Origin of the sequence: Pseudodesulfovibrio portus (genome assembly GCF_026000375.1) — a bacterium.
GTDB lineage: Bacteria > Desulfobacterota > Desulfovibrionia > Desulfovibrionales > Desulfovibrionaceae > Pseudodesulfovibrio > Pseudodesulfovibrio portus.
Map to the genome: position 1 here is coordinate 3,048,734 of NZ_AP026708.1, position 26,980 is coordinate 3,075,713.

The window sequence follows — 26,980 nt, forward strand, 5'->3', positions numbered from 1 at the left end:
CTGGTTATGGTGCTTCCGGGTTGGGTTTCTTGGGCGGCGCTCCGAAGAGGAGATCAGAGGGATACCGCTTGGCGGTGCCCGTCAGTTCCTTGATGTTCTGCATGACCTCGCGGGTGTCCTCGAGGATGGAGTGGACGTTGCTCGTCTCGGAGGCGACCACGCCGTTGAGGCGGTTGACCAGGGCGTGGACCTTGCTGACTGCGGCGGTCAGGTCCGTGGACGCCCTGGAGATGTTTTCCAGCGTGGGCGCGATCTCGCCCATGGCCGTGTCCACGCGCGGGTCGGACAGGGCTTTTTCGAGCACCGAGGACGCCCGCTTGAAGCTGGTCATGGCCTGCCGCGCTTCCCCTGCTGCCGCAATGATGTCGTCGGCGGACCGGGTGAGGATGGTGTTCAGCGATTCGGCGGCCCCGGCTGCGTTGGGGATGATCTTGTCCATGGCCGGGTCGGCCAGGAGTTCGTCGGTGCGGCTCAGGATGGAGTGCGTCTCTTCGAGGATGGCCAGGATCTTGTTGCCTGCGGCGCGTCCGCCTTCGGTCTTCATGAATTCGGCGATGGTGTTGACGATGGATTTGACGTCCCCGATGATGGCTTCGAGGTCATCCTGCTTGAGGCTGCTCAAGGTCTTGGAAATGGTGGTGATGGCCCCTTCCACCTGGCTGAGTGTGGACGGCGCGGATGGGATGTATGAGTGCTTGGGTTCCCAGTTGATGGGCAGCGGAGTGCTCGTGTCGGGGTCGTCGTAGACGATGTTCAGGAACAGCTGCCCGGTCAGCCCCAGCGAGGTGGGGCGTATCCGCAGGCCGCGCTTGACTTCCTGCTGCACCTGTTTCCGGAATTCCACTTCCGGGATGTCGTCGTAGAGGTCGGGGTTGATGTCGCATTCCACGTACACGTAGCGGGAGCCGGAGGCGTCGATGTCCTTGTATATGTTGGGCACGAAGCTGATGTCGGCCACGCGTCCGATCTTGACGCCCCTGAGCTTCACAGGCGAGCCCACGGCCAATCCGTTGACCGATTCGTCGAAGTAGGTCTCCATGGTGTAGGTGGTCTCGAAATAGCGGCCCGCACCGAGGATGATGATCACCGCGATGAGCATGCCCGTGCCGATGATGATGAAGACGCCCAATTTGTAATAGTCGTTTTTCCGTATCATCCCGCATCCTTCATGGAAGTTTGGCCGTCAGGCAGCAACCCTGGCTGGCGGTGGAAGAATCGTTTGACGAACAGGTTGTCGGAGGTGTCGCGCAGCACCTTGGGATCGCCCTCGGCCACGATGGACTTGACGTCCTTGTCGAGCATGATAACCCGATCCGCGATTTTGTAAATGGACTCCAGCTCGTGGGTGACGATGACGAACGTGATGCCCAGATTCCGGGAGAGATCGAGGATCAGTTCGTCCAGGCTTGCGCTGGAAATGGGGTCGAGCCCGGCCCCCGGTTCGTCCAGAAAGAGGATGCCGGGATCGAGCGCCATGGCCCGGGCGATGGCGGCCCGTTTCTTCATGCCGCCGGACAGGGCGGCGGGCATCTTGTACACCGAGTGCTCCAGGTCGACCATGGCCAGCTTGGACTTGGCCACGATCTCGCGTGCGTCCCGGGGCAGGTCCGTGAATTCCTCCAGCGGCAGCATGACGTTCTGCAACAGCGACATGGACCCGAACAGGGCGCCCATCTGGTACATGACCCCGAACTTGCGGATGATGGCGTCCCGTTTCCCGCCCGTGGCCGCAGTCAATTCGTCCTCGCCGAACCAGACCTCGCCGGACATGGGGGTGAGGAGCCCGATCATGTTCTTGAGCAGGGTCGACTTGCCGCAGCCCGAGCCGCCCAGGATGATGAATATCTCGCCTCGGGTGATGTCGAAGCTGACATTGTCCACGATCACGGTCCCGTCGTAGCCGCAGGTCAGGTTGCGTGCGCTGATGACGATCTCTTTGCTTTCCACGGTCGCCACCTATATCCCCAGATAGTAGAAGGCCATGGCGAAGATGCCGTCCGCAAAGGCGATCAAGATGATGCCGGAGACCACTGCCGAGGTGGTGGACAGCCCCACCGCGCTGGCCCCTGTCCTGGTCTGGATGCCGCGCAGGCAGCCCACTCCGGCCACCAGGAAACTGAAGACCAGGGCCTTGCCCATGCCGCCCCAGAAATCGCCGAAATCGAGATAGCTGAACACGCGGGAGGTGAAGGTGACCAGGGGGTAGCCCATGGAGAGCATGACCACCGCGCCGCCCACCAGCGAGGCCAGGTTGAAGAACATGGTCATCAGCGGCACGACCATCATGGTGGACAGCAGCTTGGGCACCACCAGGAATTTCATGGGCGACAGCCCCATGGTGGTCAGGGCGTCCAGTTCCTCGTTGATCTTCATGGTGCCGATCTCGGCGGCAAAGGCCGAGCCGGACCGGGCGGCCAGGAGGATGGAGGTCACAAGCGGGCCCATCTCGCGGAACATGACAAGCCCGAGCATGTTGGGAACGAATATCTCGCCGCCGAACCGCTGCAGGCTGATGGCGGACTGAAACGACATGATCAGCCCCATGAGAAATCCGATGAGCACGATGATGAACATGGAGTCCACGCCCACGTTGATGCAGGAGAGGAGCACGTCCTTCCAGCGGACCTGGCCCGGATGGAGTATGGCCTGGCCCAGCAGGGCAAAGGACTCGCCCACAAAGGAGATCATCTGGTGGATGGTTTTCCATATCTCGCCGGTGGCCTCGCCCACGGCCACGGCCAGTCCCCGCCGCTCCCGGTTGGCCCGGTCCCACTGGGGCAGTTCGGTTTCCCAGGTCAGCATGAGGAGATTCTCGTCCTCGTCGCGCAATCGGCTCAGGGTGATGGGGGCGTTCTTCGCGGCGGCCACCTCCCGCAGCCGGACGAGCAGGGCCACGCCCGCGCCGTCCATGTAGGTGACCTCGCCGCAGTCCGCTTCCACGGCGGAAAAGGAGGCCGCCTTCACGGCCTCCAGGGCTGCCTTCCATATGGAGGCCGTTCCATCGGCGTCAAGACGACCGCCGAGGGCCACGCGGAGGGCGTCTCCGTCGGCGGTCACGGTGAAGCGGGCGGTGTCCTGAATGGAAGTCGTCACGGCCAATGTCTTTGTCCGGGCAAAATGTTCAATCCCAAATATTCACGAATTGTAAAGATATCTGAGGATTTGGCAACAGGAAAGAGGGGCGGGCCGATTTCTTGGTCCAACCTCTGAAAGGGTATTGACTTTCTGCTTGAAGAATATTATTTGCTATTTCTATGAATAACAGAAAGATTGACAAGCTGGATTTGGAAATCCTGAACATACTTCAGGCTGACGGCAAGATATCCAATGCCGAGATCGCGCGGAAGGTGGGCAAGGCCCCTTCGGCAGTGCTCGAACGGGTACGCAAGCTGAAGAATTCCAGCATCATCAAGGGATATGAGTGCATTGTCAACCACAAGGCACTGGGGCGGGGGCTGACGGCCTTCACCTCCATCCGGGTGGAAGAGGGCGTGGGCGCCACCGAAGTGGGCAGCAAGCTCGCCGAATTCCCCGAAGTTCTTGAAGTTCATTATACCGCGGGCCGCGACTCCTATCTGGTCAAGGTGCGCGTGGAAGATACGGAAGCGTTGCAGGCCACGCTGGCCAAGTTCGGCACCATCGGGCCGGTCAGGGACACCAACTCAACCATCGTGCTGACCACGGTGAAAGAATCCCGGGTCATACCGCTACCCGGAGAAGACGAATAACAGGAGCTAAACATGACGACTGACATCAGCTCCCTGGACCCGAGGATCATTGCTCGGGGCAGGGAGTTTTTTTCGTCCATTTCAGGCGAATCTCCTTCGGTTTTCAACAAGGGCTGGTGGACCGGAAAGGTCATGGATTGGGCCATGAAAAACGAGGATTTCAAGGTCCAAATGTTCAGGTTTGTTGATGTTCTTCCTTACCTGAACACCTCGGAGTCGCTTTCGCGCCATATCGAAGAATATTTTGCAGGCGACGATTCCAACATTCCCGACGTCCTCAAATGGGGGGCCACCAAGACCAAGATCGGCGGCGGTCTGGTGGCCAAGGTCCTGAACAAGACCATCCGCTCCAACATCGAGTCCATGGCCCGCCAGTTCATCATCGGGCAGGTCTCCAAGGAGGCGGTCAAGGGCATCAAGAAGCTCCGCAAGGACGGCTTCGCCTTTGTCCTGGACCTGCTGGGCGAGGCCACCGTGTCCGAGGTGGAGTCCGACGCCTATCGCGAAGGGTACATGGAAGTGCTGGAAGCCATCCAGAAGGAGCTGGCCAAGTGGAAGCCCCTGGACGGCGGCGGTGACGACCTCGATTGGGGGCACGCTCCCAAGGTCAACGTGGCGGTCAAGCCGTCCGCGTTCTATTCCCAGTCCAAGCCCGTGGACATGGACGGCACCGTGGAAGGCATGATGTCCCGCATCGAGCCCATCTACAGGAAGGTCATGGAGATGGGCGGGTTCATGTGCATCGACATGGAGCAGCTCAAGTACAAGGGCGCCACCGTCGAGTTGTACAAGCGGCTGCGCACCAAATATCCCGACTACCCGCACCTGGGCATCGTGTTCCAGGCCTACCTCCGCTCCACGGACGAAGACGTGCGCGGCCTCCTGGCCTGGGCCCGCGAGACGGGACTGCCGATCTCCATACGTCTGGTCAAGGGCGCATACTGGGATTACGAGACCGTCCTGGCCAAGCAGAACGGCTGGCCCGTGCCGGTCTGGACGCACAAGCCCGAGTCCGACATGGCCTTTGAGCGCGCCGCCAGGATGATCCTTGAAAACGCCGACATCTGCCATTTCGCCTGCGCCTCGCACAACATCCGCACCATCTCCGCCGTCATGGAGATGGCCGCCGACATGAACGTGGCCGAGGACCGCTACGAGTTCCAGGTGCTCTACGGCATGGCCGAGCCCGTCCGAAAGGGCCTCAAGAACGTGGCCAGGCGGGTGCGCCTGTACTGCCCCTACGGCGACCTGCTGCCCGGCATGGCCTATCTGGTCCGCCGGTTGCTGGAGAATACGGCAAACGAGTCATTCCTCAAGCAGACCTTTGCCGACGAGGCTGACATGGACCGGCTCCTGGAGAACCCGGAGGCCACCCTGCGCCGCCAGTTGGAAGGCAAGTGCGTTGCGCCCGAGCCCGAAGCGCAGGGCGGGCTGCCCCGTTTCGCCAACTTCCCGCCTTCGGACTTCACCATCGAGGCCGAGCGCGCCGCCTACCCCGAGGCCATTGCCAGGGTGCGCGGCGTCATGGGCAAGGAGGTCCCCCTGTTCATCAACGGGCAGGAGGTCCGCACTGGCGACCATCTGGATTCCTACAACCCGGCCGATCCGTCCGAGATCATCGGGTCCGTCTGCCAGGCGGGCGTGGCTGAGGCGGACGACGCCATCGCTGCCGCCTCCGAAGCCTATCTGTCCTGGCGCGACGTGCCCGCCGAGGAACGCGCCGAGGTCCTGCTCAAGGCGGCCCGGTACCTCAAGGACAATATCCACGACCTGTCCGCCATGCAGATCCTGGAAGTGGGCAAGCAGTGGGATCAGGCCCAGGCCGACGTGGCCGAGGCCATCGACTTCCTGGAATATTACGCCCGCGAGATGATCCGGCTGGGCAACCCCCGCCGCATGGGCCGCGCCCCAGGCGAGATGTCCCAGCTCTTCTACCAGGGCAAGGGCGTGGCTGCGGTCATCGCGCCGTGGAACTTCCCCCTGGCCATCTCCGTGGGCATGGTCTCCGCAGCCATCGTGTCCGGCTGCCCCGTGGTCTACAAGCCCGCCGGGATTTCCTCCTGCGTGGGCTACGGCCTGGTGGAGATGTGGAAGGCCGCAGGACTGCCCGACGGCGTGTTCAACTACATTCCGGGCCGGGGTTCGGTCATCGGCGACCATATCGTCGAGCACCCCGACGTATCCGTCATCGCCTTCACCGGCTCCATGGAGGTCGGCCTGCGCATCCAGGAAAAGGCGGCCAGGGTCCAGCCGGGCCAGCAGCAGTGCAAGCGGGTCATCGCCGAGATGGGCGGCAAGAACGCCACCATCATCGACGACGACGCCGACCTGGACGAGGCCGTGCTCGGCGTGCTGTATGCCGCCTTCGGCTTCCAGGGCCAGAAGTGCTCGGCCTGTTCGCGGGTCATCGTCCTCGACGCGGTCTACGACCGGTTCGTGGAGCGCCTGACCGAGGCGGCCAGGTCCGTCAAGCTCGGCCCGTCCGAGAATCCGGCCAACTACATGGGCCCGGTGGTGGACAAGGCTGCCCGGGAAAATGTGCTGCGCTACGTCAAGATCGCCGAGGAGGAGGGCAACGTGCTGGTCAAGCGCGAGGTGTCCGACGACCTCAAGGCCACGGGCGGCTGCTACGTGCCGTTGACCATCGTGGACGGCATCACCAGGGAGCACCGCATCGCCCGGGAAGAGGTGTTCGGCCCTGTGCTGGCGGTCATGCGCGCCAAGGACATGAATGACGCCATCGATATCGCCAACTCCACCCGGTTCGCCCTGACCGGGGCCATCTACTCCCGGTCCCCGGCCAATCTGGAGCTGGCCTACAAGCAGTTCCGCGTCGGCAACCTCTACCTGAACAAGCCTTCGGTCGGCGCACTGGTGGAACGCCACGCCTTCGGCGGCTTCAAGATGTCCGGCGTGGGCTCCAAGTCCGGCGGCCCCGACTACCTGCTCCAGTTCCTCGATCCGCGCCTGGTCTGCGAAAACACCATGCGCCGTGGCTTCGCTCCCATCGAGGAGGAGGACGACTGGCTCGGTTAGACGGCTGATGCAAGGAATGAAACAAGGCCCGGCAGAGTTCTCTGCCGGGCCCTTCTCGTTGGCGTCGGGCTGGCGCGGGCGGCCCTGAGGTTACTAGGCCAGGGCGGGCCGTTTCGCGCCGAGCCTGTCCAGAAGATTCTCGATGATGGCGTCGATGCGTTCGGTCTCGGGCAGGCCGAGGACCGAGCCGTCCGTCATCTGCCGTTCCATCAGGCCGGGGAGGGGCGGTATGGTGACGCTCCATTCGGGCAGGCCGTCCAGGGCGGGCGGGGTGCCGTGGGCGAGCCGGTTGATGACCAGGGCCTGGTTGGTCAGGCCGAGGTCCGTTGCCATGCGCCCGACCTCCGCGCCGGTCTGCAGGCTGCGCATGGACGGTTCGGAGACCACCACCAGCCCGTCCACGTGGGCCACGGTGCCGCGTCCCAGGTGTTCCACGCCCGCTTCCAGGTCCACCAGGACCCAGTCGTCGCGGTCCATGACGATATGGGCCAGGACCGCCTTGAGCAGGGCGTTGGCGTCGCAGGCGCAGCCGCCGCCCGCGTTGGTCACGGCTCCCATGACGATGAGCCGCTTGCGGCCCGGAGTGACGCCCGGTCGGGCAGGGCCGCCGAGGGGCACGTCCACGGCCAGGGTCTCCGGCAGGTCGTCCACGTCGGGATTGAGATTCAGGAATCCGCCCGCGTGGATGCGGTCGCGGACCAGGTCCCCGCGCCGGATGAGCGGCTCGGGCAGGTCCCCGGCGGCCAGTCCCGACGCCTGTCCCAGGGACAGGGCGGTGTCCGCGTCGATCATCCACACATTGCGCCCGGTGCGGGCGAGGTGGTCGGCCATCCATGCCGTGAGGGACGTTTTGCCCACGCCCCCCTTGCCGGCGAATGCTATCTTCATGCGATCTCCGTTGAGTTGGGAGACGGGGACCTCCCGAGAGAGGTCCCCGTGCGGGTCTACTTGTCCAGTCCGAGGCCCTTGCGCTTGGCGTTGATCCGCTCCTCGAACAGGTCCGCCGTCTTGACGGGGTCGGGTTCGATGAAGAAGGTCGCGCCCACCAGGTCTTCCAGGCCGGAGACGGCCAGGTTGGTGACGGTCTCGGAGCCGAGGATGTTCGGCGGGTGGCCGAGGTGGGTGTAGATGCCCGAGGCCACGGCGTAGAGGCCGATGGCGGCGGCCTTTTCCGAGTACCACTCGGGCGAGGACGCGCCCACGGGCAGGTCGGAGATGTCCACGTTCAGGGTGTTGGCCAGGGCCGCGCAGAGCTGCATGATGCGGGAGTTGTCCACGCAGGACCCGTAGTGCAGGACCGGCGGGATGCCCAGGGAACCGCAGACCTTTTTCAGGCCCGGACCGGCCATCTCGATGGCGCCGGGCACGAGCAGTCCCGCCTTGCCCGCCGCGGTGGTGACGCAGCCGGTTGCGATGACCAGGATGTCGCGCTTGATCAGTTCCTTGGCCAGGCCGACGTTCAGGGAGTCGTGTTTGATCTTGGGGTTGTTGCAGCCCACGATGCCGACAGCGCCCTTGATGTCGCCCGCCACGATGGCCTGGATCAGCGGATCAAGGGAGCCGCCGAGGGCCTCGATGACGGCCTCGTTGGAGAAGCCGGTCATGATCTCGATCGGTTCGCCCGGGATTTCCACGCGACCGGCGTCGCGCTCGGCGAACGCCTCGACCGCGATGGACACGATTTCCTTGGCCTGCTGCATGGCCGTGCGCGGCTGGAAGTCGAAGTGGATGGCCCCGGTGAAGCGGGCCTTGTTGGCGGTGTCGATGAATTTGGTGTGGTAGCAGCCGGCCACCTGGACCAGGGAGGGCATGATGCACTGGTAGTCCACCACGATGGCCTCGACCGCGCCGGTGATGATGGCCAGCTCGGTCATCAGGTGGTTGCCCGCCATGGGGATGCCCTGGCGCATGAGCAGTTCGTTGCCCGTGCAGCACAGGCCTGCCAGGTTGATGCCGGATGCGCCGAGTTCCTTGGCACGGGCCAGGAGTTCGGGATCGCGGGCGGCGGCCAGGATCTGCTCGGAGACGACCGGGTTGTGGCCGTGCACCAGGATGTTGACCTGATCCTCTTTGATGACGCCGAGGTTGGCCGTGGACATCCTGGGCTTGGGTGTGCCGAAGATGACGTCGGACAGTTCGGTGCCGATCATGGAGCCGCCCCAGCCGTCGGCCAGGGCCGTGCGGGCCGCGTGGATGAGGGTGTTGGGCGCGTCGTTGTCGCAGCCCATGTGGGTGCGGTGCATCATCTCGGCGATCTCGCGGTCAACGCCGCGCGGGGTCATGCCGAGTTTGGCCCACAGGTCCTTGCGTTTCTGCGGCACGCGGGAAAGGAAGGAGACTTCCTTTTTGCGGGACCCGAAGTCGGCGAAGAAACATTCCATGACGTCCTTGGCCACGTCCATGATGTCGCGGCCTGCCTCTTTGATGCCGATCTCACCGGCGATGGTGCGCAGCTTGCCTTCCTCGGTGATCTTGTAGTCCGGAGCCTCGCCTTCGACGATGGCCTCCAGCACTTCGATGAGGTCGCGGCCGTGATCGGAGTGCCCGGCGGCACCGCCGGTCACGAACCGGCCGAAATTGCGGGCCACGATGACGTCGGCGTCGGCGCCGCACACGCCGCGCGGTTTTTTCTCGGAGACGCGGCAGGGGCCCATGGTACAGTTGCGGCAGGTGGTGCCCAGTTCACAGAATTTGCAGTGGGGCGTCTGTTGGTCAAGCCGCTCGTGCACGGTCTCGATGCCTTCGGCCCTGGCCTTCCTGATCATGGCCTTTGCATCGTCCCAGATGGTCAACTGGTCGATAGGTCTCGGTTCTTTTGCCATTTTTCCCTCCAAATCTGCTTGTCCCGGGCAATGTTTTTACGCGCCGGAAATATTGAAGAAACCCTATTGCTGGCCTGTAGCTTACACCACCGGGGGCAAAGGGTATGTCGGATACCCGACAAAACAGGCAGGATGAGCGAAAAAGAATTGAGGGTAGGGGCTGGGCCGGGGGGAGCTTGGATAATCAGGCCGCGTTTTTGTCCGCCTGCCGCGAGAGTTCATCCATGTCCGGGATGCAATACCTGCCGCGTCCGGTTTTTTTGATCAGTCCGTCCCGTTCCAGATTGTTGAGCAGGGTGGATACGGTCTGGCGGGTTGCGCCCATGAGCAGGGAGAGCTGTTCGATGGTCAGGTCGAATCGCAACTCAACGCCGCCGTCCTCCAGCTTCGTGCCGTGAGTATCGGCCTCGACGAGGATGTAGCTCAACAGTCGGTCGCGGATGTCCTTGAAGGCGAGGTCGCCGATGATGGAAAAGGAGTTGCGCAGGATGTGCCCCAGAACCCGCACCATGGTCCGGGTGAACAGGGGGACCCTGGCCATGACGGTCTTTACCTCTTTTACGCCCGCGAGCAGCAGGGTGGTGTCGTCAAAGGCCTGGATGTAGCAGTCCGCATGGGTGGCGTAGAGGTCGCCCGGATTCAGGATGGCCAGGGTGAACTCCTTGTCCCCGTAAGCCAGGTAAATCCGCACGCGCCCCTTGGAGATGACGAAGACGAGATCGTCTTCCGCCTCCGGGGTGTAGATGATGTGGTCCTTGACGAAGGAGCGCTCGTGGAATGCGGCCCGCAGTTCGGCCAGTTCCGATTTGCCCAGTTCGTCAAGGAGATTGATGCCGGAGAATTTCATGGCCGCCCCTCCCCCATGGTCTATGGTGTTTCAGTATAGCACGACGGCAGGAGAGCGTCCAACCGGCAAAGGCGTGCCAAGTGACGCCGGGGGTCGCGGGTGGCTAGAGGTGCAACGTCATCGAATGCCAGGCGGCTCCCCCGTGATTGGAGGCCGACAGCCCGTCATCCAGGAAGCCGTGGCGTGCGTAGTAGGGGATGAGATCTTCCTTGCACAACAGCTTGATTGCGCCCTTGCCCATGTCGCGGGCCTGGTTGATGAACTCGGTCATCAGCCGGTCGGCGATGCCCCGGCGTTGGAATTCGGGATGGACCGACAGGGAGAAGATGACGATGTTCCGGCCGTCCGGGTCGTGGCCGACGAGCTGCTTGAACTCCTCGTCGGTGATGTCGTCCTTGTCAGTGGCTCCGGAGTTGACCTGGCCGACCACCTTGCCGTTCAATTCGGCCACGAGAAAGCCTTCGTGGTATTCCTCGATGCGGGTGCGCAGGGAGGTGGTCCAGGCCGCCTCGGCAGCGGGGAAGCAGTTGGCTTCGATGGTATGGCAGGCCGTGAGGTCGTCCATGGTGACGTTGCGAATTGTCAGGTCCTTCATAATCAATCCAGTTCAATGCCTTCAAGGGCGGTTTCGAGTTGCTCCCATGTCGCGTAAGCGGCTTCGAGCTCGCTCTCAAGGGATTCCAGGCGGCCTTGGTCGTCGGCCATTGTTTCCGGAGGAGTCTTGAAATAATCCGGATCGGACATCCTGCCCTGCACCTCCGCGAGGTCCGTTTCCAGCCGCTCGATGAGCGCGGGCATGGCTTTGAGTTCCTCGCGTTTTTTTCCCAGTTCGTATTTTTCCTTGTAGCTGAGCTTCTTTTTTGCCGGTTGGACCGGCCTGGGCGCGGCTTTGGGCTTGTCCTGCGCTTTCGGGGCAGGGGCCTGCTCGGGCCGCTGTCGAAGCCAGTCGTCGTAGCCGCCGACGTACTCGGCCACCATGCCGTTGCCTTCGAAGCCGATGGTCGAGGTGACCACATTGTTCAGGAAGTCGCGGTCATGACTGACCAGCAGCAGGGTGCCGGGGTAGTCCATGAGCAGCTCTTCGAGGAGATCGAGGGTCTCGGCGTCCAGGTCGTTGGTCGGTTCGTCCATGACCAGGACGTTGGCCGGGCGGGTGAACAGTCGGGCCAGGAGCAGCCGGTTGCGTTCGCCGCCGGACAGCACCGAGACCGGCACTTTTGACCGGTCCGGGGTGAACAGGAAATTCTTGAGGTGGGACATCACGTGGCGGCGATGGCCGTTGATGTCCACGAAGTCGTTGCCGTCGGCCACGTTCCAGCGGGCATCCTTGGTCTCGTCGAGCTGTTCCCGAAGCTGGTCGAAATAGCTGACCTGGAGGTTCACGCCGTGGCGCACGGAGCCGGACTCCGGTTCGAGCTCACCGAGCAGTATCTTGAGCAGGGTGGTCTTGCCCGCGCCGTTGGGGCCGACCAGGCCGACCTTGTCGCCACGCATGATGGCCGTGGAGAAATCCGTGATCAGCGGCTTGTTGTCGTAGCCGAAGGAAATGTTCTTGGCCTCGGCCACCAGCTTGCCCGTGCGTTCGGCCTCCTGGATGACCATGGACACCGAGCCGGTGCGGTCCCGGCGGGCCTGGCGTTCCTGCCGCATCTTCCGCAGGTCGCGGACGCGGCCCATGTTTCGGGTTCGGCGGGCCTTGATGCCCCGGCGTATCCACGCCTCTTCCTCGGCCAGCTTCTTGTCGAAATTGTGGTTCTGCTTGGCCTCGGCCGAGAGCACCGCGTCCTTGCGTTCGAGATAGGTGTCGTAGTCGCAGTCCCAGTTGAAGAGTCTGCCCCGGTCCAGTTCCACGATGCGGGTGGCCAGCTTGCGCAGGAAGGCGCGGTCGTGGGTGACGAAGAGCAGCGCCGCATTCTGACGGACCAGGAAATCCTCGAGCCAGGTGATGGAATCGATGTCCAGGTGGTTGGTGGGCTCGTCCAGGATGAGCAGGTCCGGATTGGTGACCAGTGCACGGGCGAGCAGAGCGCGGCGCTTGGTGCCCCCGGACAGGTCGGAAAAGGATTCGTCGCCATCCAGCTTGAGGTGCGAGAGCACGGTCTCGATGGTTTGGTGGTGGGGCCAGCCCCCGGCGTCCTCCAGGGCGTGCTGGGCGCGTTCAAGCCTGGCCACCAGTGCGTCGTCGGGCTCGGGCGTTTCGGCCAGGGAGCGGGACGCCTCGTGGTAGCCGGTCAGGTGGCGTCCGACTTCGCCGAGTCCCTGGGCCGCGATGTCGTAGACCGTGCCGGACAGGTCCAGCGGCACCTCCTGCGGCAGCATGGCCACGCGGGAGCCGCGCGCATAATCCACGGAGCCGCGGTCGGGCGCTGTCCTGCCCTCGATGATGGACAGCAGGGTGGACTTTCCCTCGCCGTTGCGCCCCAGCAGGCAGACCCGTTCACCTGGCTCGATGCGGAGGGATACTCCGTCGAGCAGCACGGTGCCCGTGAAGTTGATGGAGATGTCGCGGAGGGAGATTACGGCCATGGGGGTCCAATAAAAAAGGGGGCTGGAATGAGCAGCCCCGGCTTGGGTCAGTGAAATAAGGTCCCTACTTGCAGGCTGCCTGGAACGCCTTGTGCCGCTCGCCGTAGGGCGGGTGCTTGAAGAAGGCCGAACCGGACACGAGTACGTCCACGCCCGCCTCGGTCAACTCGCGGGCGTTGTCCAGCGTCACGCCGCCGTCGATCTGGATCAGGGTGTCGGCCCCGGCGTCATTGATCATGGTCTTGAGGTCGCGCACCTTGTCCTTGCAGAAGGGGATGAATTTCTGGCCGCCGAAGCCGGGATTAACGGACATGATCAGGACCATGTACAACTGCGGCAGGAGATAGCGGATGGTCTCGGGCGGGGTGTGCGGATTGAGGGCCACGGCGGGCTTGGCTCCGGTCTCGGCGATCTGGGCGCAGACCCGCTCCAGGTGGTCGCAGGCCTCGGCATGAACGCAGATGAGGTCCGCTCCGGCGTCGGCGAAGTCCTGGATGTAGCGGCCAGGATCATTGATCATCAGGTGACAGTCGAAGAAGAGCTTGGACTTCTTGCGCATGGCCTTGATGATCGGCGGCCCAAAGGTGATGTTGGGCACGAACATGCCGTCCATGACGTCGAGGTGGACCCAGTCCAGCCCGGCTTTTTCCAGGGCTTTCAGCTCGCTTTCCATGTTGGCGAAATCCGAGGAAAGCATGGAAGGGGAAAGTATCATCGTGGCGCTGCTCCGCTTGGTTGGTGTCGTTAGGAGTGGTGTACCCGCTCCATGCTGGGATCGCAAGTCTTTCCGAGTCCGGTGAAGGATGGCGCAAGCACTTAAGGCTTGTTGGTTTTTTGGAAAATGGGCTAGTGTCTTTCGAATTAATAGGAGCGAAAGGTATATGGTGAAAAGAGGGGTGCTGGTTTTGTTCTGCCTTGCGGCGGCCTGTTGGCCGTCCCCCGGCCTGGCGGAAAGAGTGCTGTTCTATGCGGATGACCTGCCGCCTTACATTCAACTGCACAAGCAGGGGGTGCCAACGGGTTTTGCCGTGGAATTGTTGTGGGAGATCGTCCGGGAGGCCGGGATTCCGGAGGTCGATGTCTCCATTGAGAAATCGAACTGGGCTCGCGCCGTATCCAGTGTTCGGACTCTCCCCGGGACCGCCCTCCTGTGTCTGGCCAGGTTGCCCGAGCGTATTGACGTGTACAAATGGGTCGGCCCCATCGATTCGATGGAGGTGGGGTTGTTCGCCGACGGTGCCGCGAAGATCGTCATGGACAAGGAAGAGGATATATTCCGGTATCGGATCGGAGTGGTCCGCAACACGGCACTCCAACTCGCTTTGCTCAAGGCCTATCCGGGGATTGAGCAGAATCTGGTTGAACTCCGGGGAATAGGGACGCAGCTGAAGATGCTTCGGGAGGGCCGGGTGGATTTGATCGCCCAGGCACTCCAGGGAACCAGGCGGATGATGCCCACCCACGGCATGCGGCCGGAAAATTATCCTCTGGTCCGCAGGCTGGAGCCTCTGAGAATGTATTTCGGGTTCAACACGTCCGTCAGCGATGCGTTCATCGCCCAGCTTCAGGAAGCGCTCGACAGGCTGAAAATCAGCAAAAGAGGAGAGAAGAGTCGGTACGAGCAGATCAAAGCGAAATATTTCAACCCGACATCGACCAAGTAAACGGCTATGACACGCCTTGGAGCACCACGGATTACGGCAGTCGATTGATGAGCCGGTCCGAGGTGTAGCCCAGCAGGCCGCCCAGGATGGCGGAGAAGATAATGACGGGAAAGACGCTTGTCGGATTGGCCGGGTAGGCCAGCACCGCAATGGGGATGCCCGTCAACAGGGCGATGCCCGAGCCCGAGGCCCAATTGGGCAGGGGCATGCGGGCGTAGGTGATGATGATGCCGAGTCCGAGCCAGTGGAGCAGGGCTGAGATGTTCGCTTCCCAGGGTAGCCCCTGGAAAACCATGGGGATGGCGTCGATGATGCCCGCTGCCAGGCCGAGGAGCAGGGCCTTGAATATCCTGTGCATGCGTCTCTCTTGTCAGCGTCTCCGCTACTTGTCCATTTTGAAATCGACCTTGATCTTGAACAGCTTGCTCGCGGGCAGGTTCAGGACCTTGATGCCCGTGGCTTCGGTGATGGAAGCCAGGATTGCCTCCACCGCGTCCATGTCCGGGGCGATCAGCGCAAACCAGACATTGAATTCGTTCTCGCGCAGATAGTTGTGCGTCACGCCGTCGTGTCCGTTCACTTCGGCCACGAATTCGTCCAGCTTGTCCTCGGGCACGCTGGCCGCGCACAGGGTTGACTGCCAGCCCAGCGACTGGGAGCTGAAGTTCGCCCCCATGCGCCGGATGAGCCCGGATTTCTTCATGTCCCGAACACGGCCCAGTACGTCCGTCTCGCTCAACCCTACCTGCTTGCCCACTTCCTCGTAAGGACGGGAGGTCAGCGGGAAGTGGGACTGGATGATGTCGAGTATCTGCTTGTCGTATGCGTCCATGGATGATGCCTCCGGCGGCCAAGGGGGAACCCTTTGAGAAGGGTTTCCCCCTTGGATCCCCCTTCCTAAACTTTTTGTCGCGCCTTCGGCGGGGCCGTGTCAGCGCGGTGAATACTCATCATTTATAAATATCTGGTCAAATCGGGCTTTTTCCCGTGACCCCCACCCTCCGCGAAGCGGCACAAAAAGCTTTGGAAAAGGATGGGGATGGGGGTCCGGAGGCCTATTTCTTGGGCCTCTTTTTCGGCGTATAGGAGCACAAAGGCTCTTCCTTGAGGTAATGGCCGTTCATGGTCTTGGCGCGGGCCCGGCAGCCGCCGCAGACCTTTTCGTATTCGCAGTAGCCGCACTTGCCGTCGTACACGTCCGGGTTGCGCAGGTTGAGGAACTCCGGTGACTGCTTCCAGATTTCCGGGAACGGGATCTCGCGGACGTTGCCGCAGTCGAGTTCCAGGTAGCCGCAGGGCTGGACCTGGCCCCGGTGGGAGATGAAGCAGAAACCGATGCCGCCCAGGCAGCCGCGGGAAACGGCGTCCAGGCCGAAGTTCTCGAAGTTGACCGGCGTGCCTTCTTCCTTGGCGCGCTGGCGCAGGATGCGATGGTAGTGGGGCGCACAGGTGGCCTTGAGTTGCATGGCCGTGGTCTTGCGGAAGTCGTAGAACCAGTTGAGCACGTCCTCGTACTCCTGGGCGGTGATGACCTCGGTGCCCAGTTCCACGGCCCGGCCCGTGGGCACGAGCAGGAAGATGTGCCAGGCGGACGCACCGATCTCTTCGCACAGGTTGAAGATGTCCTTGAACAGGTGGAGGTTGTTCTTGGTCACCGTGGTGTTGATCTGGAACTCGATGCCCACGTCCTTGAGATACCGGATGCCGCGCATGGAGGCGTCGAATGCGCCGACCTCGCCCCGGAATTCGTCGTGCTGGGCGGCCTCGGGCGCGTCGATGGAGATGGAGCACCGCTCGATGCCCGCGTCCTTCATCTGCCGTGCGGTCTCGGGCGTGATGAGCGTGCCGTTGGGGGCCATGACGCAGCGCAGTCCCTTGGCCTTGGCGTAACTGATCAGCTCGTACACGTCGTGGCGCATCATGGGCTCGCCGCCGGTGAAGATGATGATCGGGCTGCCCACGTCCGGGAAGGTGTCGATGAGCGCCTTGGCCTCTTCGGTGGACAGTTCGCCCTCGTAGGGTTCGGGGTGCGCCTCGGCCCGGCAGTGCTTGCAGGCCAGGTTGCAGGAACGGGTCACTTCCCAGGCGATGAGCCGGCAGATGGGGGTGACGCCGTCGTCGAGATATTTTTTGGGCGCATGCTCCGCGCCGGGGTGTGCCTTGCCGTGGGGATGGGTGCCGGGGTGTCCGCCGGGATGACCCTCGGGGGGACAGCCGCCGGGATGGCCTTTGGGATGTTCGCTCATGTTATTTCAATGCCTTGAGTACGTCTTCGGTGAAGTAAGTCAGGATCAGGTCGGCCCCGGCGCGCTTGAAGGCGACCAGGGATTCCATGATCACGCCCATCTCGTCGATCCAGCCGTTTTGGGCGGCGGCCTTGATCATCGAGTATTCGCCGCTGACCTGGTAGACGGCCACGGGCGTGTCGAAGTTGTCGCGCACCTGCCGGACGATGTCGAGATAGGGCAGGCCGGGCTTGACCATCAGGATGTCCGCGCCTTCCTCCAGGTCGGCAACGGCTTCCCGCATGGCTTCGCGACCGTTGGGCGGGTCCATCTGGTAGGTCTTGCGGTCGCCGAACCGGGGCGCGGATTCCGCTGCCTCGCGAAACGGCCCGTAGAAGGCGGACGCGTACTTGACCGCGTAGGACATGATCGGGGTGTTGATGAACCCTTCTTCGTCCAGCGCCTCGCGGATGGCGGCCACGCGGCCGTCCATCATGTCGGACGGAGCGACCATGTCGGCCCCGGCCCTGGCCTGGGCCACGGCGGCCTTGGCCAGGAGATTCAGTGTCGGGTCGTTCTGCACGTAATCATTTTTCACCAGCCCGCAGTGGCCGTGGGAGGTGTATTCGCACAGGCAGGTGTCGGCGATGACGACCAACTCGGGCCAGCGGTCCTTCAGGAGCCGGATGGCCTTCTGGACGATGCCCGCGTCGTCGTACGCGCCGGAGCCGACCTCGTCCTTTTCGGCGGGAATGCCGAACAGGATGCACGCCTTGAGGCCGTCGGCCACGGCTTCGCCGACTTTCCGCTCCAACTGTTTGAGGGACAGCTGGTACTGGCCGGGCATGGAGGAAATTTCTTTTTTGAATGACTCGTCGTCGGTCTCGACCACGAAGTAGGGCATGATCAGGTCATCGGCAGTGACCTTGTTTTCCCGGACCAACTCGCGCAGGGCCAGGGAGGTCCGCAAACGGCGTCCACGGTAGAATTCAGCAGGGATCATATTCGCTCCGGATCAGGTTTATGCAGTTTGAAACCATCTATACCCGATTTCGCCTGCCCCGCAAAGATGTGCAACTTGTGGAGAACGCACGCCTTCGAGCGAAGCGAGCGACAAAAAGTTCTGGAAGGGGGTCCGGGGGAAACCTCTTTCAAGAGGTTCCCCCCGGCCGTCGGAGACATTCTTACAGCTTTTCGCCGGTGATCTCTTCGTCAGTGAGGTAGCAGGCGGGGTCCTGCGCCCAGAAGTCGTCGTAGTAGGCTTCGGCCCGGGCGCGGAAGTTGCCGCCGCAGATGTTCAGGAAGCGGCAGGTGGCGCAGCGGCCGCCCACGTGCGGACGCTTGTCCTTGAGCTTGTGCAGCAGGTCGATGCTCTCGTCGGTCCAGATTTCGGAGAACGGGCGTTCCAGCACGTTGCCGAAAGTGTGGTGGCGCATGAACTGGTCCGCGTGCACCTTGCCGTCCCAGGAGATGCAGCCGATGCCGCGGCCCGAGGAGTTGCCCTCGTTCATCTTGAGCAGTTCGAGCACTTCCTTGGCCCGTTCGGGATCTTCCTTGAGCAGGCGGTAGTAGACGTAGGGGCCGTCGGCGTGGTTGTCCACGGTCAGGACTTCCTTGGGCAGCCCCTTGTCGAAGAGGGCGCGGGTCTTGTCCATGATCAGGTCGACCACTTCGCGGGTTTCCTGGTGGTCCAGGTCTTCCTTGATCAGCTCGGAGCCGCGTCCGGAGTAGACCAGGTGGTAGAAACAGATGCGGGGAACTTCCATGTCTTCAATGAGATTGAAGAGATGGGGAATCTCCGGGGCGTTGCGCTTGTTGATGGTGAAGCGGAGGCCGACCTTGAGGCCTTCGGCCAGACAGTTCTCCACGCCTTTGAGGGCCTGCTTGTAAGCGCCCTTCACGCCGCGAAAATCGTCGTGCACTTCTTCGGAACCGTCGATGGAGATGCCCACGTAGGACAGGCCGACTTCCTTGAGCTCCTTGGCCTTGCGTTTGGTGATGAGCGTGCCGTTGGTGGAGATGACCGCGCGCATGCCCTTGCTGGTGGCGTACTTGGCCAGGTCCACGAGGTCTTCGCGCACCAGGGGTTCGCCGCCGGAGAAGAGCATGACCGGTGCGCCGAACTGGGCCAGGTCGTCGATCATTTCCATCGCTTTTTCGGTGGAGATGGGGTCCTTGTGATCACTGGGATCGACGGCGTGGGCGTAACAGTGGACACATTTGAGGTTGCACCGCTGGGTCATGTTCCAGACCACGACGGGTTTCTTGTCCTTGGAAAACTGCAGCAGGTGGGAGGGCAATTGCCCGGATTCACGACCGTATCGCAGGGCGTCGGACGTCTCGACTGCGCCGCAGTAGAGTTTTGAAATACCTATCATTTAAATATACCTCTCGGGTGAAGTGAAGGTCTCAGGTATCACACAAAGCGCGTGCTGAAAAGGACGAAAAAAGGGCCTGGAAAGGCCCCCCGTTGCGTTCCCGACGCAAAAGATAAGAATTGTTCGCAAAATGTCAAGAAGTCATCTCGGAGGCTATTGCACGAGCCGGACTTCCACCCGCCGGTTTTGCTGCTGTTCGGCATCGGTCATCCCCTGGTTCAGGGGCCGGGATTTGCCGTAGCCGATGGTGTCCATGGTGGCCGGGTCGATCTTCCATCGATCCGCGAGATACTGCTTCACGGCCTCGGCCCGCTTCTTGGAGAGGACGAGGTTGTATTCGGCGCTCCCCTTGGCGTCGGTGTGGCCGCCGATGAGAATGCGTTTGCCCTTGAGCTCCGGCGACTGCATGGCCGTGCCCAGCTCGTCGAGCAGGGAATAGGAATCCTGCCTGATGGTGGACTTGTCGAAGTCGAAGTTCACGTCGAGGTTCACGCCCCGGACAACGGGGCGGACGTCAGGGTTTGCGTTGCCGCTCTCCTCGGGCGTCAATTCCTGTTCGCCCATGATGCTTTTGCCGTCGGCCGGGAGCGGCGCGAGACCGGCCTTCACGCCGTCGGCGTCCCGGGCAAAGCCGTACCGGACGTCCGGGTCGGGCAGCCAGGCCTTGAGGGGGATGGCCATGTCCTTGGCGATGGCCCGGATCACGTCGTTGACCGGGCTCAGGCTCATGCGGGTTTTCTGCTGGAAGTAGATGAAATCCTTGGGCGCCTTTTCCTCCATGCGCGCCGACTGCATCATGGTCCAGAGCAGGGTGCCGCTGTTGACGGCGTAGATGTCCACCTGGAGGGTGATGGCGGTGTCGTCCACGGTGTGCCCGACGTAGAAGTAGGGGACCTTGCCCATGACCAGCAGGTCGGCGCCCTTTTCACGTGCCTCGGCCAGGGAGGAGCGCAGGCCCTGATAGCGGATGCCGGGGGCGAATTCCTGGACAGGAAAGATCCGTTCCTCGGTCCAGGCATTGTGGAATATCTGGGCAAAGGAGTCGGCCAGGGCTGCGTGGTCCGGGGTCCGCTGCTGGATGACGAACGGCTGGACAAAGGCGGTCAGGGGGCTGAATTGCTTGCCCCTCGGATGGACGGAAACCTGGAGCGGCGATTTCCTGACGGGAGCATCACGGTAGATGGTCGGCTGATCCGTGATGGACGGGTCGATCTGCGCGCACGCGGACATTGTCAGCAACAGTACGAAAAGTAAGGCTTTTTTCATGACATACACCAGTTATTGGTTGCAACCGTTCCGGGTTGGGCGCCAAGAGGCCGACGCGCCGGATTTCACTGGTGGGATGAGAGCAAAGAGTATGCCGGAATCGTTACTGGAGGGTCTGGGTGGGGGAGGGCGCGGACTCGATGGATTCGAGCAACTGGTCGCGGGATTCCTTGAGCCCCTGCCTGAGGAGCAGCCGCTTGCCCGTGGACAGGCGGCGGAATTCCGGCCTGTCGGCCAGTTCGGCCAGCCGCTCCATTTCCACCAGGATGTTGCGCACGAGTTTCTGGATGTCCCGTTCCCTGGGGTTCAGCTGGACGGCGAGCACGGCCAGGTCCCTGATTTCGCGGGCGGCCTTCTTGAACTCGTACGGGTCCACCTGCTTGGCCAGCTTGCGTTGGGCCTTGAAGGTCTCGATTTTGTCTTTGAACCAGCCGAACATCCGTTCTCTCCTAAACCGTGGGCATCTGCCCCTGTATCATCAGCAGAGCGAGAATCATGCCGACGAGCAGGGGCATGAGCAGGACGGGAATGGTCTTCAGGTAGGAGGTCTTGTGAATATGTTTGAAGCCGATGGCCGTGAGCACCAGGCTCCACGCGGCGTAGAGGAGCATCCACCCGGCCATGATCTCCATGGTGGGCATGGGAATGATGCCGGTGATCATGGGGGCGTATGCATAGGCCAGGGCGCGGAACGAGCCTTCGAATCCACGGTCGCCGGCTTTGAGCATGGACAGGATGACGTGGTAGAATCCGGTGAAGAGGTACAGGGTGATGGCCGCGAACGCCGGGGTGAGCAGCAGCTCGAACATGCCGTTGGTCACGTTGTAGTCCACGGGGGTCACGCCGCCCGCCGTGACTTCCATGCCGGGGGTCAGCCCGGCCATGCCCCAGGCGAACTGGGCAACGGTCTGGATCAGGGCCATGAGGATGGCAAAGGTCAGGGGCTTGGACACGCCGTTGCCCACGGGCATGACCGAGAAGAAGAGCCTGGGGGAGAAAAGGACCAGTTTGACGGTCAGGAACAGGCCGCTGAAAAACCCGTAGCGGTCAAGCTGCTCGAAGGGCGGCGGCACCTGAACGGTGTGGCCTTCCTCCTCCATGGCTTCGTCCTCCTCATCCTGGAAATCCATGGGGTCCGGGAAATCCGAGTTGAATTCGCCGGTCCAGCCGGAAACGGGCTCGTTGTCCCGGCTCTGGTCCTCGGGCTGGCCGTACTTCGCTCCGATGACGGGCGGTTTCCTTTCAACCTCGGGCCGGGGGGTTGCATCGTCTTCCGGCTTGGCCTCCGGGGGCGTCATGGTGTGCAGCCGGTCCCACAGGCCGCCGTCATCGTCTGCCGCAGGGCCGGGGATGCCGGGGAACGTGGGTTCTTCGGCTTCGGGCTCGGGTTTCGGAGCGGTTTCGGGCCGGGCCGGGACCTTCTGGACGAACGGCTTCAGTACGGGTTCCTGCTCGGGAGTCGGTTCGGGCTTGGCCTCGGCAACCGGTTCCGGCTTGGATTCCTGCTTGGGCGCAACTGGTTCCTCGATGAGAAAATCCTGTTCAGGCAGTTCGCGGAATTTGAATTTCGTCTGGCATTTCGGGCAAGTGGCAACCTGAGAGCGAGCGGGAATCTTGCTCTCATCTACCTCGCGGGCGAATTTGCACTCGGGACATACTATCTGCATTGCCGTTCCTTGAAAGACATTTATGTACGACGTTGAGTGGTCGTATCCATTTTGTACGGCAGAATCAAGTGGTCTGCAACGGAGGTCAAGCCGGGTTCTCCTCCAGCAGCAGCATTTGCAGCGCTCCCATGATGAAGGACGCCTCGGGCAGCAGGGAGCGGCCCACTGTGGGGTAGTCCTCGTTGAGCACGTGGCTCAGGCCGCCGGCCTCGTCGAACCGTTTCAGCTTGGCGGCCAGTTCCTCCGGGGTCTTGCGCAACCGGCTGTAGTGCAGGATGGGCGCGTCCAGGGCCAGGGCCGTGCGCCCTTCGACGCCGGTCAGCCGTTCGTGCACGGGCCGGGTGAAGCGCACTGATTCGCGGTTGCGGAACAGCCGGAGCTGGAGGTCGGGCCACAAGCCGTAGCCCGCTTTGACGCGGTTTTCGTCCGGGTAGAGGGTCATGCGCGGGAACCAGCACGCCTCCAGCCGCTTCACGAGCATGCAGGCCGTGAACAGTCCCCAGACGTCCTCGCTGAACATTTCATCGCCGTCGAGATACAGCACCCATTGGCCTGCGCATTCGTCGAGCATGCGGTTGCGCTGGGTGGCGAAGTCGGTGAGCGGCTGGGCGAAATGGCGGACCGGCGCGGCGCAGGCGATGTCCAGCTCCGGCACGGCGTCCGCGTCCCAGATGACCACCACCTCGCGTATCCAGTCCGGGAACTGGCTGAAGAAGAGGTCGAGGTCCGGCTCGTCCGGGCTGAGAATGGCCCCCACGGACAGGTCCGGGGCCTGGACGCCCACATGGCTCAGGTACGAGCTGTTGATGGCCTGGTGCGGCGCGGCGTTCATGAACAGCCGCTGCAGGGATTGATACTGCTTGCGCTTGTCCTCGGGTGCGGACGGGTTCAGGGCCAGGGTGGCGCTGTCCGGCGTGATTCCGGCCAGGGCCAGGAGGTAGAGCTGCGCCCAGAGGGACAAGTCGCCGATGACGCACGCCCCGCCGTCTTCGTCCCCCCAGCCCGGGTGGTCGGCCAGGAAGGCGCGGGCAACGGCCGTGTCGGTCTCGCATACCACGAGCGGGGTGCATTCGGGCAGGGCTTCGCGCAGGGCCAGGGCATGTTCACCGCCTTCCAGCCCGAACAGGACCACGGCCTCGGCCCGGCTCTTTTCCGCGATAACGCGGGTGCGCTCGACAAAGGCGGGGATGTCGCCGGAAGGCTGCGCGGGAGCCGTCCCGGCGTCGTCCGCAAAGGCGAAGTCGAGGACGGCTTTGGTGTAGTTGGTGATCAGTCGGGTATTCATCAGGCGATTCCTTTGGATTCAAGCAGTTCGAGGTACACGGTTTCGAGCTGGCGGGTGACGGTCTGCATCCGGTACAGGCGGCGCGCCTTTTCCCGGCCCGCCGCGCCCATGCGGCGTGCTTCCTCCGGGTGGGAGAATAGAAATTTCAGTGCGTTGGCGTATTCTTCGGCGTTGGCGGCCACCAAACCGGTGACGCCGTCCTCCACCAGTTCCAGCTGGGCGTTGTCCTTGAGCCCGTCGCTGGGGTGGGTGACGACCGGCAGCCCGCAGGCCATGGCCTCGGCAATGACCAGGCCGAAGGACTCCCCCGTGTCGTTGGCGTGGGCCAGGACCGATACCCGGTCCATGAAGGCGCAGATTTCAGCGTCGGTTTCCACGGGGTCGTAGAGCACCACGTTGTCGGTGAATCCGTTGTCTTCAAGGTACTTGCGGGCCTTGGGAATGCACCCGATGATGTGATAGCGGAAGTCCGGGATATCGCGGACCACATGGGGCAGGAACTCCAGGGCCAGCCCCGACCACTTGCCGGGATCGGCGCGGGAGATGCGGCCCGCCGCCGGGATGGAGAAATCCCGGTCCGTGCGCGCCTGGCTTTCGAACAGGTCCGTGTCCACCGGATTGTACAGGAAGCGGTAGCGAGGCGTCCGGGCCGGGGCATGGTGGCCGGCCGCAAACCGGTCCAGGCAGAACCGGGACACGAACAGCGTGGCGTCAATGATCGAGGCTGACGGGCTGGGGTCGAAGCGGCCGAAAACGTTGGTCTCCACCACCACGGGCGTGCGGGCGCGTTTCATGGGCGTGAGCAGCTCCGGCTCGGGCCAGCCCGCCCGGTGGACGTGCACGATGTGGGGCTTGAACTTCAGGAGAACGTCCAAAAGGTCGGAGCCGATGAAGGTGTCGACGCCCAGTTCCCTGATCTGTTTGGCGCGGGGTCCGTCGCTGCGGCTGTATACCGCCGGAATGAAGCGGCTTCGGTCCAGGTTGGCAACGAAAAGCTGCATCACTTTTTCGGTGCCGCCGAGGCCGAGGTGGTTGGCCGCATGCAGGACGCGGACAGGGAAATCAGACATGGCCGAAAGGTGACATAAGCTTGGGAGCTTGTAAACAAGGGGGGAGAGCGGAGGACAAAGAAAACCGGCCCCTTGGGGCCGGTTCGTTCGTCATCGGTTGGCATTGTTGTAAGCGTTGGCGGCGCGGAATTTCGCCGCCTTGGCCGCCGAGCGCATTTGGGGTTGCGCGTCGGGCCGGGCCGGTTTCGGTGCAGCCGCCTGCTCGGGCGCGGCGGCCTTCCCCTGCTGCTGCTGAGTCGGGTACGCCTGGGGTGCGGGCGGCGCCGGAGGCGGTGCGAGTTGCTGCGGGGGCACGGGCGGTTGGGGCGCGGCCTGATTGGCGGCGGCGGTTCCGGGCGCGACCTTGCCGTCCTGCTCGGGCACGATCTGGGCGTAGGCCGAGCGCAGCCCGTCGAGGATGCGGATGACTTCGTCGATCATCTTCGTGTCCATGCGGATGTTGGCCTTGACCAGCTGGCTGGTGCAGAACTGGTACAGGGAGGCGAGCCTCGGAGTGATGTCGCCGCCTTTTTCCTTGTTCAGGCTTTCCGACAGCTCGTGGATGATGGCCATCGCCTTGGAAATGTAAATGCCCTTCTTGGCGAAATCCTTGTTCTTGATCTCAATCCTCGCCCGTTTGAGGAACTTGATCGCCGCCTCATAGAGCATGATCAGCAATTCGCCCTGGGTGGTGGTCTCGACCTGGGTAGCAAGGTACGCCCGTGCGGGGTTAGCCATTAAACCGTCTCCTTCTATTCAAGCTGAGCAAGTGCAGCCGAGAGTTGTCCCTGCCTGAGGTCGTACTGGCCGAGCAAGGCGTCCAGCCTGGCGAATTTCAGGCGAAGGTTCTTTTCCATCTTTTCGATCCGGGATTCCTCGAAGGCGATCTTGCTGTCGATGGAATCCATGATGTCTTTGTAGTTGTTCTGGAGGACCGCCAGGGGGCCGCCCTCAAAGGTAAATTCGTTGAAGGGCTTGGTCAACGCCGTGAGTTCGTCGATCATCTCGCCGGTCTTGCCGAGCTTGACCGCAACCTCGCCGGAATAGGTCCCGGCGCCGGTATTGTCCAGCCTGATGGCCATACCTGTGGCGTCCCCGGTTGTGCCGGTGATTTCCCAGCCCGAGATGGTGGCCGGTTCGCCGTTGATGGTGGCGCTGGTGATCTGCGTGCCGTCGCTGACGATTTCCACGTCGTAGACGCCGGATTTGGTCGTGCCGTCGATGAGCGAGAGGGCGGTGAAGTTGGGGGACTGGCTTTCCGCCGAGATTTCGGTGGAGAAGAGTTCGGCCACGGCGTTCGGGTCTGCTTCCAGGGCTTCGTAGAGCTTGTCGTAGTCGATGGTCAGCATGCCGTAGGTGGTGGAGGCCTCCTCGGCGTCGGTCATGATGCCCAACTGGGACAGGGCGGAATACTTGTCTCCGGTCAGGGTGTCTTCATCCCAGGGAATGAATCCCGCGCCCATCTCGGCGGTGATGTTCTTGAGGTTCTGCGAGACGATGTCGATTCCGTAGTTGCCTGTCAGGACGGACCCTTCTCCGTCCTCGTCGACTTTGGTGATGGCCTGGATCTGCGCCCTGATGACGTTCACGGCGCTCACGAACTTGGTCACGTTTTCGGCGATGGCATCCGTGTCGGTGGTTACCGTCAGGCTGACGGTGGTGCCGGGTTCGGCGTCCTTGAGGTTGAGCGTCAGGCCGGAGATGACGTCGTCCATGACGTTGCTGGGGCGTTCGATCCAGCCCGCATTGGAGGCCGGGAAGCCGTTGACCCGAATCTGCGCGTTCTGCGCGTCCTGGGTCTCGGTGAAGTCGCCCGCCCCGAAGATGAGGGACCCGGCGTTGGAAATGACGATCTGGTTGTCGCTGCCCTGGTCCGCGCCCGTGAGCTGGAGGTGGTAGACGGACCCGTCGAAGATGGTGGAGGCCACGATCTTCCCGCGGGAGTCGGAGTGGTTGTTGATGATGTTGATGAACCCTTCCAGCGTGGTCCCGGCGGCGATGTTGTCGATGGTGATGGACTCGCCGCCGTAGGTGAAGGTGAACGAGGTGTCGGCGCTGGTGATGGACGCGTCCATCGCGTTTGCCCCGGAGGCGGTGACGAGGACGTCGTTGGTGGCGAGCTGTCCGATTTCAATGGAGTGGGACGCCTGCTGGGCGTCGGAATTGGCGGTGGCGATGAGCAGGTTGGTGTTGCTGCTGGCCACTGCCTTGGTCATGAACTCGTTCATGGAGTCCAGCCCTTCAAGGGTGGACTTCAATTCCAGCATCTTGGTGTTGAGATCCTGGAAGTATTCGTTTTTCGTTTCCCACGACAGGCGCCAGTTCTCCAGGCGGGTGACGCGATTCTGCTCGATGCTGATGAGTCCGTCGATCAGCGTGCTGAAATCGGTTCCGTTGCCCAGGCCTGCGAAGTTGATGAGTCCTGATGTGTATGTGCTGTCTGCCATGGCTATTTCCTTGATCGGAATATTTTTCCCGTTCCATTAG

General features: G+C 62.6%; 24 protein-coding genes. 3 read left to right on the forward strand and 21 right to left on the reverse strand.

Going from position 1 to position 26,980, the window contains the following annotated elements; genetic code table 11:
* Positions 1-4: 4 nt before the first annotated feature.
* The 3 genes from OO730_RS14640 to OO730_RS14650 are packed head-to-tail and all read right to left on the reverse strand — an operon-like array spanning position 5 to position 3,093.
* On the reverse strand, positions 5-1,156 hold the full coding sequence (locus tag OO730_RS14640; RefSeq protein ID WP_264982216.1) for an MlaD family protein: 1,152 nt from the start codon (positions 1,154-1,156) through the stop codon (positions 5-7).
* Positions 1,153-1,956: an ABC transporter ATP-binding protein gene (locus OO730_RS14645; RefSeq protein ID WP_264982217.1), complete on the reverse strand. Its 804-nt coding sequence runs from the start codon at positions 1,954-1,956 to the stop codon at positions 1,153-1,155. The genes OO730_RS14640 and OO730_RS14645 overlap by 4 nt, the downstream gene beginning before the upstream one ends.
* Entirely contained in the window at positions 1,957-3,093 is a 1,137-nt protein-coding gene (locus OO730_RS14650) for an ABC transporter permease (protein WP_264982218.1), read from the reverse strand.
* Positions 3,094-3,254: 161 nt separating this feature from the next.
* Between OO730_RS14650 and OO730_RS14655 the strand changes: the two genes are divergently transcribed.
* Together OO730_RS14655 and OO730_RS14660 are read left to right on the forward strand one after the other, a co-directional pair.
* The gene (locus tag OO730_RS14655) at positions 3,255-3,728 is read left to right on the forward strand and encodes an Lrp/AsnC family transcriptional regulator (RefSeq protein ID WP_264982219.1); all 474 of its coding nucleotides are present in this window, start codon (positions 3,255-3,257) and stop codon (positions 3,726-3,728) included.
* Between the two features lie 12 nt (positions 3,729-3,740).
* Positions 3,741-6,764, forward strand: a complete 3,024-nt coding sequence (locus OO730_RS14660) for a proline dehydrogenase family protein (protein WP_264982220.1) — start codon at positions 3,741-3,743, stop codon at positions 6,762-6,764.
* Between the two features lie 93 nt (positions 6,765-6,857).
* On the opposite strand, the gene OO730_RS14665 is transcribed toward OO730_RS14660, so the two are convergent.
* From OO730_RS14665 to rpe, 6 genes are all read right to left on the reverse strand, one after another.
* Positions 6,858-7,652 (reverse strand): ATP-binding protein, encoded by a 795-nt coding sequence (locus OO730_RS14665; protein WP_264982221.1) that lies wholly within the window; start codon positions 7,650-7,652, stop codon positions 6,858-6,860.
* Between the two features lie 56 nt (positions 7,653-7,708).
* Positions 7,709-9,586: an anaerobic carbon-monoxide dehydrogenase catalytic subunit gene (cooS, locus tag OO730_RS14670; protein WP_264982222.1), complete on the reverse strand. Its 1,878-nt coding sequence runs from the start codon at positions 9,584-9,586 to the stop codon at positions 7,709-7,711.
* Positions 9,587-9,770: 184 nt separating this feature from the next.
* On the reverse strand, positions 9,771-10,433 hold the full coding sequence (locus tag OO730_RS14675) for a Crp/Fnr family transcriptional regulator (RefSeq protein ID WP_264982223.1): 663 nt from the start codon (positions 10,431-10,433) through the stop codon (positions 9,771-9,773).
* A 103-nt stretch (positions 10,434-10,536) separates the two neighbouring features.
* Positions 10,537-11,028 carry a GNAT family N-acetyltransferase gene (locus OO730_RS14680; RefSeq protein WP_264982224.1) on the reverse strand — a complete coding sequence of 164 codons (492 nt, stop codon included), beginning with the start codon at positions 11,026-11,028 and terminating at the stop codon, positions 10,537-10,539.
* 2 nt (positions 11,029-11,030) lie between these two features.
* Positions 11,031-12,959 (reverse strand): ATP-binding cassette domain-containing protein, encoded by a 1,929-nt coding sequence (locus tag OO730_RS14685; RefSeq protein WP_264982225.1) that lies wholly within the window; start codon positions 12,957-12,959, stop codon positions 11,031-11,033.
* A 64-nt stretch (positions 12,960-13,023) separates the two neighbouring features.
* Positions 13,024-13,674 (reverse strand): ribulose-phosphate 3-epimerase, encoded by a 651-nt coding sequence (gene rpe, locus OO730_RS14690; protein WP_264982227.1) that lies wholly within the window; start codon positions 13,672-13,674, stop codon positions 13,024-13,026.
* A gap of 166 nt (positions 13,675-13,840) precedes the next feature.
* Here rpe and OO730_RS14695 point away from each other — a divergent pair, with 166 nt between their 5' ends.
* Positions 13,841-14,623, forward strand: a complete 783-nt coding sequence (locus OO730_RS14695) for a substrate-binding periplasmic protein (RefSeq protein ID WP_264982228.1) — start codon at positions 13,841-13,843, stop codon at positions 14,621-14,623.
* 31 nt (positions 14,624-14,654) lie between these two features.
* Here the strand turns inward: OO730_RS14695 and OO730_RS14700 are convergent, their stop codons facing one another.
* The 12 genes from OO730_RS14700 to fliD all read right to left on the reverse strand — a co-directional run bounded on the left by OO730_RS14700 (position 14,655) and on the right by fliD (position 26,940).
* Entirely contained in the window at positions 14,655-14,981 is a 327-nt protein-coding gene (locus OO730_RS14700) for a hypothetical protein (RefSeq protein ID WP_264982229.1), read from the reverse strand.
* A 24-nt stretch (positions 14,982-15,005) separates the two neighbouring features.
* Positions 15,006-15,455, reverse strand: a complete 450-nt coding sequence (ahbA, locus tag OO730_RS14705; protein WP_264982230.1) for a siroheme decarboxylase subunit alpha — start codon at positions 15,453-15,455, stop codon at positions 15,006-15,008.
* Between the two features lie 223 nt (positions 15,456-15,678).
* Complete coding sequence (gene ahbD / locus OO730_RS14710) at positions 15,679-16,869, reverse strand: heme b synthase (RefSeq protein ID WP_264982231.1); 1,191 nt, start codon at positions 16,867-16,869, stop codon at positions 15,679-15,681.
* A gap of 1 nt (position 16,870) precedes the next feature.
* Entirely contained in the window at positions 16,871-17,851 is a 981-nt protein-coding gene (gene hemB, locus OO730_RS14715; protein ID WP_264982232.1) for a porphobilinogen synthase, read from the reverse strand.
* A gap of 181 nt (positions 17,852-18,032) precedes the next feature.
* Complete coding sequence (gene ahbC / locus OO730_RS14720; protein ID WP_264982233.1) at positions 18,033-19,226, reverse strand: 12,18-didecarboxysiroheme deacetylase; 1,194 nt, start codon at positions 19,224-19,226, stop codon at positions 18,033-18,035.
* Between the two features lie 153 nt (positions 19,227-19,379).
* Positions 19,380-20,492: an OmpA family protein gene (locus OO730_RS14725; RefSeq protein ID WP_264982234.1), complete on the reverse strand. Its 1,113-nt coding sequence runs from the start codon at positions 20,490-20,492 to the stop codon at positions 19,380-19,382.
* 103 nt (positions 20,493-20,595) lie between these two features.
* Positions 20,596-20,931 (reverse strand): hypothetical protein, encoded by a 336-nt coding sequence (locus tag OO730_RS14730; RefSeq protein ID WP_264982235.1) that lies wholly within the window; start codon positions 20,929-20,931, stop codon positions 20,596-20,598.
* A gap of 10 nt (positions 20,932-20,941) precedes the next feature.
* Positions 20,942-22,159, reverse strand: coding sequence for a YIP1 family protein (locus tag OO730_RS14735; RefSeq protein ID WP_264982236.1), 1,218 nt, complete (start codon positions 22,157-22,159; stop codon positions 20,942-20,944).
* Between the two features lie 85 nt (positions 22,160-22,244).
* Entirely contained in the window at positions 22,245-23,444 is a 1,200-nt protein-coding gene (locus OO730_RS14740; RefSeq protein ID WP_264982237.1) for a glycosyltransferase family protein, read from the reverse strand.
* Positions 23,444-24,514 (reverse strand): glycosyltransferase family 4 protein, encoded by a 1,071-nt coding sequence (locus OO730_RS14745; RefSeq protein ID WP_264982238.1) that lies wholly within the window; start codon positions 24,512-24,514, stop codon positions 23,444-23,446. The genes OO730_RS14740 and OO730_RS14745 overlap by 1 nt, the downstream gene beginning before the upstream one ends.
* A 90-nt stretch (positions 24,515-24,604) precedes the next feature.
* The gene (fliS, locus tag OO730_RS14750) at positions 24,605-25,231 is read right to left on the reverse strand and encodes a flagellar export chaperone FliS (protein ID WP_264982239.1); all 627 of its coding nucleotides are present in this window, start codon (positions 25,229-25,231) and stop codon (positions 24,605-24,607) included.
* Positions 25,232-25,245: 14 nt separating this feature from the next.
* Positions 25,246-26,940 (reverse strand): flagellar filament capping protein FliD, encoded by a 1,695-nt coding sequence (gene fliD / locus OO730_RS14755; protein WP_264982240.1) that lies wholly within the window; start codon positions 26,938-26,940, stop codon positions 25,246-25,248.
* Positions 26,941-26,980 lie beyond the last annotated feature (40 nt).

Coding starts and splice junctions, on each gene's coding strand:
- OO730_RS14640 (WP_264982216.1), bottom strand. CDS start 1,156: ATGATACGGAAAAACGACTATTACAAATTGGGCGTCTTCATCATCATC.
- OO730_RS14655 (WP_264982219.1), top strand. CDS start 3,255: ATGAATAACAGAAAGATTGACAAGCTGGATTTGGAAATCCTGAACATA.
- OO730_RS14660 (WP_264982220.1), top strand. CDS start 3,741: ATGACGACTGACATCAGCTCCCTGGACCCGAGGATCATTGCTCGGGGC.
- OO730_RS14665 (WP_264982221.1), bottom strand. CDS start 7,652: ATGAAGATAGCATTCGCCGGCAAGGGGGGCGTGGGCAAAACGTCCCTC.
- cooS (WP_264982222.1), bottom strand. CDS start 9,586: ATGGCAAAAGAACCGAGACCTATCGACCAGTTGACCATCTGGGACGAT.
- OO730_RS14675 (WP_264982223.1), bottom strand. CDS start 10,433: ATGAAATTCTCCGGCATCAATCTCCTTGACGAACTGGGCAAATCGGAA.
- OO730_RS14680 (WP_264982224.1), bottom strand. CDS start 11,028: ATGAAGGACCTGACAATTCGCAACGTCACCATGGACGACCTCACGGCC.
- OO730_RS14685 (WP_264982225.1), bottom strand. CDS start 12,959: ATGGCCGTAATCTCCCTCCGCGACATCTCCATCAACTTCACGGGCACC.
- rpe (WP_264982227.1), bottom strand. CDS start 13,674: ATGATACTTTCCCCTTCCATGCTTTCCTCGGATTTCGCCAACATGGAA.
- OO730_RS14695 (WP_264982228.1), top strand. CDS start 13,841: ATGGTGAAAAGAGGGGTGCTGGTTTTGTTCTGCCTTGCGGCGGCCTGT.
- OO730_RS14700 (WP_264982229.1), bottom strand. CDS start 14,981: ATGCACAGGATATTCAAGGCCCTGCTCCTCGGCCTGGCAGCGGGCATC.
- ahbA (WP_264982230.1), bottom strand. CDS start 15,455: ATGGACGCATACGACAAGCAGATACTCGACATCATCCAGTCCCACTTC.
- ahbD (WP_264982231.1), bottom strand. CDS start 16,869: ATGAGCGAACATCCCAAAGGCCATCCCGGCGGCTGTCCCCCCGAGGGT.
- hemB (WP_264982232.1), bottom strand. CDS start 17,851: ATGATCCCTGCTGAATTCTACCGTGGACGCCGTTTGCGGACCTCCCTG.
- ahbC (WP_264982233.1), bottom strand. CDS start 19,226: ATGATAGGTATTTCAAAACTCTACTGCGGCGCAGTCGAGACGTCCGAC.
- OO730_RS14725 (WP_264982234.1), bottom strand. CDS start 20,492: ATGAAAAAAGCCTTACTTTTCGTACTGTTGCTGACAATGTCCGCGTGC.
- OO730_RS14730 (WP_264982235.1), bottom strand. CDS start 20,931: ATGTTCGGCTGGTTCAAAGACAAAATCGAGACCTTCAAGGCCCAACGC.
- OO730_RS14735 (WP_264982236.1), bottom strand. CDS start 22,159: ATGCAGATAGTATGTCCCGAGTGCAAATTCGCCCGCGAGGTAGATGAG.
- OO730_RS14740 (WP_264982237.1), bottom strand. CDS start 23,444: ATGAATACCCGACTGATCACCAACTACACCAAAGCCGTCCTCGACTTC.
- OO730_RS14745 (WP_264982238.1), bottom strand. CDS start 24,514: ATGTCTGATTTCCCTGTCCGCGTCCTGCATGCGGCCAACCACCTCGGC.
- fliS (WP_264982239.1), bottom strand. CDS start 25,231: ATGGCTAACCCCGCACGGGCGTACCTTGCTACCCAGGTCGAGACCACC.
- fliD (WP_264982240.1), bottom strand. CDS start 26,940: ATGGCAGACAGCACATACACATCAGGACTCATCAACTTCGCAGGCCTG.